Origin of the sequence: Bacteroides sp. CAG:633, assembly GCF_000435115.1 — a bacterium.
Lineage (GTDB): Bacteria > Bacteroidota > Bacteroidia > Bacteroidales > Bacteroidaceae > Bacteroides > Bacteroides ndongoniae.
Map to the genome: position 1 here is coordinate 6,207 of NZ_FR883010.1, position 11,183 is coordinate 17,389.

5 protein-coding genes are annotated in these 11,183 nt (G+C 44.9%); all 5 read left to right on the forward strand.

Going from position 1 to position 11,183, the window contains the following annotated elements:
• Positions 1 to 1,430 (forward strand): hybrid sensor histidine kinase/response regulator transcription factor (locus QVP67_RS03100; RefSeq protein WP_288179842.1); only part of this gene is annotated, 1,430 nt, incomplete at its 5' end.
• A gap of 676 nt (positions 1,431 to 2,106) precedes the next feature.
• Positions 2,107 to 5,244 carry a SusC/RagA family TonB-linked outer membrane protein gene (locus QVP67_RS03105; protein WP_022162100.1) on the forward strand — a complete coding sequence of 1,046 codons (3,138 nt, stop codon included), beginning with the start codon at positions 2,107 to 2,109 and terminating at the stop codon, positions 5,242 to 5,244.
• 39 nt (positions 5,245 to 5,283) lie between these two features.
• Entirely contained in the window at positions 5,284 to 7,227 is a 1,944-nt protein-coding gene (locus tag QVP67_RS03110; RefSeq protein WP_022162101.1) for a RagB/SusD family nutrient uptake outer membrane protein, read from the forward strand.
• 32 nt (positions 7,228 to 7,259) lie between these two features.
• The gene (locus tag QVP67_RS03115; RefSeq protein WP_022162102.1) at positions 7,260 to 10,277 is read left to right on the forward strand and encodes a SusC/RagA family TonB-linked outer membrane protein; all 3,018 of its coding nucleotides are present in this window, start codon (positions 7,260 to 7,262) and stop codon (positions 10,275 to 10,277) included.
• 27 nt (positions 10,278 to 10,304) lie between these two features.
• Positions 10,305 to 11,183 (forward strand): RagB/SusD family nutrient uptake outer membrane protein (locus QVP67_RS03120; protein ID WP_288179843.1); only part of this gene is annotated, 879 nt, incomplete at its 3' end.

Sequence of the window (11,183 nt, forward strand, 5' to 3'; positions counted from 1 at the left end):
TACTGGAGTTCCGTAAGGCTGAGAGTGGTAACCTGAAGCTGAAAGTTTCGCGTGCCGATCTGGCTTTGTTTGTACGTCGGAGCCTTGACAGCTTCCGGCCTTTGATGTCGCGTAAGGATATGCACTTCAGTTTGTCCTGCTCGCCCGAGCCAATGTCGGTCTATTTCGACCCGGACAAGCTGGACAAGATTCTTTATAACCTCTTTTCGAACGCTTCGAAATACAATCGTCCCGGCGGCACTGTCAGTGTAACGCTGGAAGGCCGGACAGACGATACAGTGTGCCTCATTGTAAAGGACGACGGGGCAGGTATCCCGAAAGATGCGCAGAAGGAACTTTTCAAACGCTTTTATGAGGGTGACTACCGGAAGTTCAAGACCATTGGTACTGGTATTGGTTTGTCGTTGGTACGCGACTTGGTTGTGCTGCATCACGGAACCATCGAGGTAGAGAGTGAGGAGGGAAAAGGAACTGCCTTTATCGTAACTTTCCCTGCACGGCGAGATGCTTATGCCGAAGAAGAAATAGATGATTCGCTGTCGGAAGATACAGAGCGTCAGGAAGTAACGCCTCAGACTGATATCGTAGAGCCAGACGCTTCCGAAACGGCTGCTGAGGAGGAAACGGAACCTCTGTCGCCTGCCGTACGCCGTACGTTGCTGATTGTGGAAGACAGTGAGGACTTGCTGCAACTGATGACGAAGCTGTTGGGTACCGATTATAATATCTGTACGGCTGCCAACGGTAAGGAAGCTGTTGAGATAGTGGGCAACAGAGAAGTAGACCTGATTGTATCCGACGTCATGATGCCCGAAATGGACGGTATCGAGCTGTGTCGCTACATCAAAGGGCATTTTGAGACTTCGCATATTCCTATCATCCTGCTTACAGCAAAGAATAAAGAAGAAGACCGGGTAGAGGCTTACGAATCGGGAGCCGATGCCTTTATTTCCAAGCCTTTCAGCCTGAGTGTGCTGCATGCCCGTATCAGTAACCTGCTCCGTACACGCGAGCGGCGCAGCATGGACTTCAAGAAGCAATTGGTGTTCGAAGTAAAGGACTTGGACTATACAAGCATCGACGAAGACTTCCTGCAACGGGCCATCGACTGCGTGAACCGCCATCTGGCCGATGCCGACTTCGATCAGTCGGACTTCTTGGAAGAAATGCACACCAGCAAGTCTACCTGTTTCCGCAAGCTGAAGTCGCTTACAGGACAGACTTACGTATCGTTTGTCCGTAATATCCGCATGAAGGCTGCCTGCCGCATCATGGAAGAAAAGAAAAACATCCGGATTTCTGATTTGGCTTATGCTGTGGGTTACAACGACCCACGCTATTTCAGCAGCAGTTTCAAGAAAGAAATTGGTATGCAGCCCACCGAGTATATGGAACGCTTCACGCAGGGAGGCGGAGTAATCGAGGAATAATCTTGCTTGTTCGTCACTTGCATGGCTTGCGAGCCGTGCAAGTGTTGTTCGCGAGCCACACTTGTGTTGCTCGTGAGCCGTGCTTGTGTCGCTCGCGGACATTGTTTGTTACCTTTCGTGACATTGTTTGTTAAGGTTTCGAGCATTACTTGTTATGCGCTCCAGCTAACGTAGGTGTTTACGTTCACCATGTACTACTTGATGCTCGTAAAGTGATACTTTAGAATTGTACTGATGGATTGTGGGCAGACTACAGTCAGGTGAAACTTTCACGGATGGTGAACAGAACCCAGAAAATATCCTTCACGCTTTCACCTCATTCTTAAATGTTGGTATACAGTAGTATATGGTGAAAGCAGAGCCTTTACGGATGTTTCACCGCTTTTCTGCATAAGGCATTTATCTTGCATTTCTAGACTGCATTTCGTTCAATTCTTAATTTATATGTTTTGTAACATTGTTTAAGCAAAAAGCCTTGCGCTTGCATGTTGAATAATGTTTCATTCTTTGTCGAAAAATGTTTCATGGAACCAAATTCAACTACTTTGGACCCTTTCAGAAGTATTTTTGTAATAGGTAGAAATACTTTTGTGCCGGATTCGATTGTGAAAAAACGCAAACGGATTTCAACGAGTTTTATGGATAAAATATATGTTTAATCTTAAAATTATTGCTAATGGAAAAGCAAGAAAACTTCGATGAAAGGCGAGTTCCAAATCTTCGCCGGTTGCTTCCTGCCGCAATGTTGTTGTGCCTGTTTTTGCTTACGCCTGCAGAAGGGTCGGGCAAGCAAGGCTCTAATCCGGAGGTGGTGCAGCAAAGTACGGTGAGAGTGACAGGTATCGTGAAGGATACTAATGGAGAGCCGGTGATTGGCGCCAACGTAATGGCAGTAGGTACGACAGTGGGTGTGATTACCGATCTGGACGGTAAGTTTACTCTGGAGGTTCCTGCTGGGTCAAAGTTGAAGATCAGCTTTATCGGTTACAAGGATCAGGAGATTATTGTAAAGAAGGCTGGTGCTACATTGAACATTGTGCTTGAGGAAGATTCGCAGATGCTTGGTGAAGTTGAAGTCGTTGCTTACGGTGTGCAGAAGAAAGTGTCTGTGACCGGTGCTATCTCTTCAATGAAGGGTGACGACTTGCTGAAAACTCCTTCCGGTTCTGTGAACAACATTCTTTCCGGTCAGGTGACTGGTATTTCTACCGTGCAGTATTCCGGTGAACCGGGTGCCGATGCGGCAGATATTTATGTGCGTGGTATTGCTACGTGGAATAATGCTACTCCGTTGATTCAGGTCGATGGTGTGGAACGTGACATGTCACAGGTTGACCCGAACGAAATCGAGAGCATCACCGTGCTGAAGGATGCCTCGGCAACAGCGGTATTCGGTGTGCGTGGTGCCAACGGTGTTATCTTGATTACGACCAAGCGTGGTGCCGAGGGTAAGGCCAAGATTTCTTTCTCGACTTCGGCTGGTGTGAACGTACGTACTAAAGAGCTGGAGTTTGCCAACTCTTACCAGTATGCCGACTACGTGAACATGATGCGCCGGAACGACGGAAATGATGTCTTGTATTCTGATGAGGTGTTGGCTGCGTTCCGCGATCATACGAATCCCATCCTTTATCCGGATATCAACTGGATTGACTACTGTATGAATAAGGCTTCTTTCCAGTCACAACACAATGTCAATATATCAGGAGGTACGGACAACATGCGTTACTTCGTTTCGGCAGGTTTGTTTACTCAAGGAGGTATGTTCAAGCAGTTTAATGCGGTTAACGATTTTAACTTCGATTACAAACGTTATAACTATCGTGCCAATCTGGATTTCGATGTAACTAAGTCTACCTTACTTTCAGTAAACATCGGTGGTCGTTTAGAGAACAAGCGTACACCGGAGTCGGGTGAGGATCAGAACCAGTTGTTCCGTAAGTTGTATTGGGCTGTTCCTTTTGCCAGTGCCGGTATTGTGGATGGTAAGTACATCAAGACCAATCCTGACTACGTGCCCAGTCCGGGAACTGACGGTCTCGCTTCTTATTATGGAAATGGTTTCCGTAGTACTTCTACCAACGTGGTGAATCTGGACTTGATTCTGGATCAAAAACTAGACTTTATCACAAAAGGATTGTCTATTAAGCTGAAAGGTTCTTACAACTCTAGTTATAGTACTACTAAGGTGGCTTCTTCTTCGGTAGCTACTTATATGCCAGTTGTCGGCGAGGGTGATATTATTAATTTTAAGAAGTCAGGTTCAGATACGCAGACCAGTTATTCGAACAGCAATTCTGGTAAGGCTCGCGACTGGTACATGGAGTTGGGTATTAACTATGCTCGTAAGTTCGGTGATCATAATGTGACAGGTTTGCTACTTTATAATCAGTCTAAGACATATTATCCTGCTTCTTATAGTTATATACCGACTGGTTATGTAGGTTTGGTGGGACGTATTACTTATGACTGGAAGACACGTTACATGGCCGAATTTAATGTGGGTTACAATGGTTCCGAAAACTTCAATCCCGAAAACCGTTATGGTTTCTTTCCCGCCGGTTCTGTTGGTTGGACTATCAGTGAGGAGCCTTTCTTTGCCCCGTTGAAGAAGGTTATCAACTACATGAAGTTCCGCGTGTCTGTTGGTATGGTTGGTAATGATAGATATGGTAGTCAGCGTTTCTGGTATCTGCCTGGTTCGTACGGATATGGAAGTACCTCGGGCGCATTCCTTGGTCAGAATATTGGTACGGCTAAGCCAGGTGCTTGGGAATCTACACACACTAATCCTGACGCTAAATGGGAAACTTCAGTTAAGCAGAATTATGGTGTAGACTTCACTATATTGAATGAACATCTGAATATTTCGGCAGAATATTTTATTGAGAACCGTCGCGACATTTTGCGTGAGCCTGATTATTTGCCTAGTTTGCTGGGCATGTCGTTGCCTGCTATTAATGTAGGTGAAGTGCAAAATAAAGGTTTTGAGGTTCAGGCTAAGTGGAATGATCAGTTGAACGAAGACTTCCGTTATTGGGCTAATTTCAATATATCATTTGCCCGTAATAAAATCGTATATATGAACGAGGTAGTACAAAATGAACCGTGGATGTATCAGACGGGTCGTGTAGTAGGTTCTCGTTCGATGTATAAGTTCTGGGGTTTCTATGATGAAACAGCCGATGCTCGTTATATGGAAGAATTCGGTATGCCGATAGCTGATCATGGCATTACAATGAAACCGGGTGATGCAGTTTATGTAGACTTGGATCGTGACGGTAAGATTACCGGCGACGATGCTACCCGTGATATCGGTTTTACTGATGTTCCGGAGTACACAGCCGGTCTTAATATGGGCTTTTCTTGGAAGAATTTCGATTTCTCTATGCAATGGACCGGTGCTTGGAACGTAGACCGTATGCTTTCCGAGTTTCGCCAGCCGTTGGGCGATACCCAAAACAAAGGCTTGTTGCTCTACCAGTATGAGAATACATGGCGTTCGTCGGCCGATACCTTTACGGCGAAGTTCCCGCGTGCTACGGCAACCAGTGCCAGCAACAACTACGCTCAGAGCGATTTGTATCTGGTCAATGCCAGCTACTTACGTCTGAAGAATGTGGAGATAGGTTACAACTTTGATTTCCCCTTCATGAAGAAGATGAAATTGAACGACTGTCGTCTGTATGTTAACGGATACAATCTGCTGACTATTACAAGCTTTATGTGGGGTGACCCGGAATCTCGTCAGAGCGACCGTCCGAACTACCCGTTGCCCCGTGTATTCAACATCGGTTTGAAGCTTGGCTTCTAATAAGTAACTTAATAACACAAGATTTAAGAACTTGAGATTATGAAACATATAATGAGTTGGATGTTTGCGGCACTGGTAGGTGTGTCTCTTCTTTTTGCCTCCTGTGTCGATGAAATAAAGTTTGGTGACGCTTTCCTCGAAAAGCCACCTACGACCAGCGACCTGAATCAGGATTCAATTTTCGGTAAAGCCGATTATGCGAGAGCTTTTCTGTGGACTACCTATAAAGATATGTACTACGGTTTGCCTTACTATTGGGGAGTCAATGAAGTAAAGATGAATACGGGTATGTTCGAAACTTTATCAGACTGCTGGCACAGTCATAATTCGTGGAGTGGTGTAAATTCGTTGTATTACAGTGGTGCTTATACGGCATCCGATGAAGACAACGAACGAGGTAGAGTTCGTTTTGCTTACTATGGTTACCGGACATGGGAAGCTATTCGTTCGAGCTGGATGTTTATTGAAAACGTAGACCGTGTACCCGATATGGAACAAGCCGAGAAAAATCGTCTGAAAGCAGAGGCGAAAGTCATTATTGCTTCCCGCTATTTCGACATGTTCCGTCATTTTGGAGGTCTGCCTTTGGTAGACAAAACTTATGATGTACAGGAGACCTACGAAATTCCCCGTGCTACGGCTGAAGCAACTGCTAATTTTATGATAGGACTGTTGGATGAGGCTATCAATGATGCAGATTTCCCTTGGAGTTTGGATACTGAAGAAGCCAACTGGCAGGGACGTATGACCAAAGCGGCAGCTATGGCTTTGAAATGTAAAATTCTGTTGTTTGCTGCAAGTCCTCTTTTCAACAGTGATCAGCCTTACTGCAACGAAGCACCGCAAGACGCTATTACTAACCTACAGGCATGGTATGGTGGATATAATGGAGATTGGTGGAATCGTTTGTACGAAGCATGTAAGTCTTTTTTCGATGCATTGGACGCTAATGGCGTATACGAACTGATGGAGGCTTCTGGTACGAACGTGAGTGATTATCGTAACGCTTTTTTTAAAGCTTATTTTGAACGTCAGAACAATACGGAATTACTGATATCAACTCGTGTCACAGGATATAAGAGTGGTGGAACATGGGATTATAGATGGTATGCTGGTTATGATTATGCTTTCCCTGATAATGGAGGATATACACCGACATACGAATATATGGCAATGTTTCCGATGAGCGATGGTACCCCGTTTGATGCTTCAAAGTCATTAAAGGATGGTGCAAATCCATTCTTTGAGAATAACGATTATAACAAACCTGTACGCGATCCACGTCTGTATGAGACCATGTGGGTAAATGGTGATAGCTATGGTGATCACGCAGCAGAGTTTTGGATTGGTGGACGAGATAATTTGACAAGTACTTCTACAGGTACCGGTAGTGTGGCTACGGGATTCAGTTTGGCTAAGTTCTTTAAAACGGGAAAGATTGCAGGTTATCCGCAGTGGCCGTATCTGCGTTTGGCAGAAGTTTATTTGATTTATGCAGAAGCTTTGCTTTATCATGGTGATTTGGTAGGTGCCATTCAGCAAGTGGATAAAGTTCGTGCTCGTGTAGGATTGGGGGGATTGGCAGAATGTAATCCGAACAAGAATCTCACAACTGATAAGGATGCTTTGTTGGAAGAGATTCTGCGTGAACGTGCCTGTGAGTTGGGCCTGGAAGATGTTCGTTTCTTCGATCTGATCCGCTACAAACGTGCTGACTTGTTCCAATCAAAACTGCATGGCTTGAAAATCTATCGTAATGATGGTGGTGGTGACAAACCTTGGTCTGGAACACAAGGTAACGGACCGGATGGCACTGGAGAATTTGTGAATAAGCCTACCGAGTTTAAGTATGAAGTATTTGAAATTCAGAACGAGAGACGTATTTGGTGGACTAACTTCAGCCCGAAATGGTATCTGTCTGCTTTCCCGCCTTCGGAAGTAAACAAAGACTATGGCCTGAATCAGAATCCGGGTTGGAACTAACGGTATAACAACCATAATATAAGAAAAACAACATGAAAAAAAAATATAGACTCATAGCTTCTTTAGCAATGATGGCTTGCGTTTCGCTTAGTGCAGGGGCGCAGGAAGTCAATGTGGTCGGCACAGTGGTTGACCGTCAGGGCAATCCCGTTGTAGGCGCATTGATTTCGGTTGTGGACAATCCGTCGTTGCGCGTAACGACCGACCGGCACGGTAAGTTTGAAATCAATGCCGAAAGTGACAATAAGTTGTGTATCCGTACAGGTCGTGATGACACCAAAGTTGTGAAAGTGAAAGCCGGTCAACCCATGAAGGTAGTGATGGATTTCGCTTCTCAGAAAGTGAATTATGGCTTCGGTCTGGAACAGACTAATGCTGAGAGTACCGGTGCCGTATCGACAGTATATGCCGACCAGATTGACAATCGTTCTACATTCAATGTAGGTAATGCCCTGTATGGAAATGTTGCCGGCCTCTATACAATGCAGAAAACAGGAAACGTGTGGGATCAGATTTCTTCGATGGCTATTCGTGGTCCTAAGACGTTGAGCAATCAGGGAATTCTGTTGGTGGTCGACGGACTGGAACGTGATAACAATTATCAGGCTTTGAATTATATCTCACCCGAAGAAGTAGAATCGGTGAGCATCTTGCGCGATGCGGCAGCCATTGCACTATATGGTTTTCGTGGAGCCAACGGCGTAGTAAATATCGTTACTAAACGTGGTATGTATAAGAGTCGTGAGATTAACTTCTCTTACGATCATGGTTTTAACATGCAGACCCGTCTGCCCGAGATGGCTGACTCATATACATATGCTTCAGCTATCAACGAGGCATTGGCCAACGATGGAAAAGCAGCCCGTTATTCGCAGAACGAATTGAATGCTTTTCAAAGTGGCAAGTACCCTTATCTTTATCCCAATGTGAACTGGATGGATGAAGTGTTCCGTGATTTGGGTACAACAGATATCGCTACACTGACTTTCCGTGGCGGTTCAACAAAAATGCGCTACTTTACTATGCTGAATTTGCAGAACAACCGTGGCTTTATAAAGAATCCTATGGCTAGTGGCATCTCTACACAGGACAAGTATTCGCGTTTCAACTTCCGTTCGAATCTGGATATTGATCTGACTTCAACGACACGTTTGCAAACTAATATTTCGGGTGTGTTGAGTGAATTTAGCCGACCCAGTTCTTCGGGCGATAATCTTATTGGAAAACTTTATACTGTACCTTCTGCAGCTTTCCCTGTGAAGACCGAAGACGGTTTGTGGGGTGGTAATAATACTTGGAGTGGCGATTACAATCCTGTCTATCTGGCTCAGGGGCACGGCTATTCACGTGGTAATACGCGTGCTTTGTATGCCGATATGAATTTGCGTCAGGACTTGTCTTCCATTACCGAGGGTTTGGGCGCATCGGTACGTATCGGTTACGATGCCTTGTCTTCGTTTTGGGAAGATTATCGTCGTAGCGACCGTTGGGGAATGACGACTGTGACAGCTTGGGAGAACGGTGAACCGTCTGAATTTTCGAGTGTAACAGGAGGTGCAGTAGGCAGTACTAACGGTTCTTCCAAGCTTGACTGGCAGTATCGTTCGTTCAACTATCAGATGAACGTAGACTGGAACCGCAGTTTCGGCTTGCACGACATCTATACGATGTTACTCTATACATATAAATTCAATGAAGCTACCAATGTTCCTTTGTATACGCAGAGTGCAGGTTGGTACACACATTATGGTTACAACAACCGCTATTTTGCTGACTTTACTTTGATGTTCTCGGCTTCGAATAAACTTGATCCGAACAGCCGTTGGAAACCGGCTCCTACCGTAGGTTTATCATGGGTCATCTCTAATGAAGACTTTATGAAGAACCAGAATATTATCGACTTTATGAAGTTGCGTGCTTCGTTTGGTATCATTAATACAGATAATACTCCGTATGACGGTTATTGGCATGAAGATTTGGTGACTGGAGGAAGTACATATCCCATTGTAGGTGGTGACAACTTCGGTAACGGTGACGGCGGCTGGGCAGAAGCCCGTCTGGCTTCGGTCAACGGAGTACTTGAAAAAGCCTATAAATATAATGTAGGTCTGGATGTTTCGTTGCTGAAAGGTCTGAATTTTAGTATTGATGGCTTTTATGAGCGTCGTTCTGACATTTGGGTAGATGCCAGTGGACGTAACTCTAGTGTATTGGGTATCAGTAGCCCGTATGCCAACGCCGGTATCGTAGACAGTTGGGGCACAGAGTTAGGATTGGATTATAGCAAACAGATTGGCGACTTCAAACTTCGTGTAGGGGGTACCTATTCATTCAACCGTAATGAAATCATTGAAAATCTGGAAGAGCCGAAACCTTATGAATACCTGAGTGCTGTGGGCAGACCTATTGGCCAGGTATGGGGTTTGCAGGCTATCGGTCACTTTGTAGATCAGGCCGATATTGATAACAGTGTTCCACAACAGTTTGGTCCTGTGAAACCGGGTGACCTGAAGTATAAGGATGTGAACAACGATGGTGTAGTTAACTCTAACGATATGGTACCTATGGGTTACAGCACAGCTTGGCCTGAAATTTATTATGGCTTCAATTTGGGGCTGGAATGGAAGGGTTTGGGCTTCAATGCTTACTTCCAAGGTGTTGCCAACTACAGCGCCTGGTTAACTTCAAGTATCTATCGTCCTTTGGTTAACAATACTTCTATTTCTCAGTACGCATACGAGAACCGTTGGACTCCTGAAAATCCCTCGGCCCGTTTCCCGCGTCTGACTACAGAAGAGGTTGATAACAATTTGCAGAATAGTTCTGTATGGTTGCAAGACCGTTCGTTCCTGAAACTTCGTAACTGCGAAGTATATTATAAACTGCCGACAGCTTGGATTGAAAAAATCAAGTTGCGTAATGCGAAGGTATATGTCAGAGGTACAGACTTGTTTAGTATCGACCACATTGACATTACCGATCCCGAGGCTATCGGCAATGTATATCCTGCAACTCGTTCTATTCACGTAGGACTTTCAGTGGGTATTTAATTTTACTAACTAACAGACGTTATGAATATGAAATTGAAGAAAGCATGTCTTCTTGTGGCTTGTGCCGCGTTCTTGACTGGCTGTGCCGACAAGATGGACTATCATGAATATCAGACATACGGTCCGGACTACGTGTTCACCGATTTTGGTCGTACGGCCGGTTTTGTGAACAATATCTACGCTTCTTTGGACTATGACTTGCTGGGTAGCGGTTCCCGTGCTTCGGCTTGCGACGAGGCTGAGATGGCCATTACTTATTCGTCAATATTCGATTATACCAACGGAAACTGGAGTGCACTGAATCCTTATTCTTGGTTTGGTTATTATTCTCCTATTCGCGAAGCTAACTATTTTCTGAAGAACGGTGTGGATCGGGATTTTATTGATCACCGTTACGATGTGGATTATCAAGCTCAGATGAAACGTTATAACCGTTATCAGTATGAGGTTCGTTTGTTGCGTGCTTACTATTATTTTTTGCTGGTACGAGCCTACGGGGATGTGCCTTTTACTACTGAAGTGTTGACAGAAGCTGAAGCTAATAGTATCACACGTACACCGGCAGCTGAAGTTTTTGACTTTATTGTGAAAGAATGTGATGCTGTTGCTCCGGAATTGCCGGTTACGTATTATGGTCTGGAAGATGCCTCAGGTGGTACGGATACTCCTGAAACAGGACGTGTGACTCGCGGTATGGCGTTGGCTTTGAAAGCTCGTACATTACTTTATCGTGCCAGCAAGCTGTTCAATCCTACTCAAGACAAAGAACTTTACCGTCAGGCAGCCAAAGCTAATCTTGATGTTATTAATTACTGTAGCGAAAATGGTATCAAACTGGGTAAATATACCGATATTTGGGGCGAGAATAACTGGAAAGCTTCTGAGATGATTTTCGTTCGTCGTGTA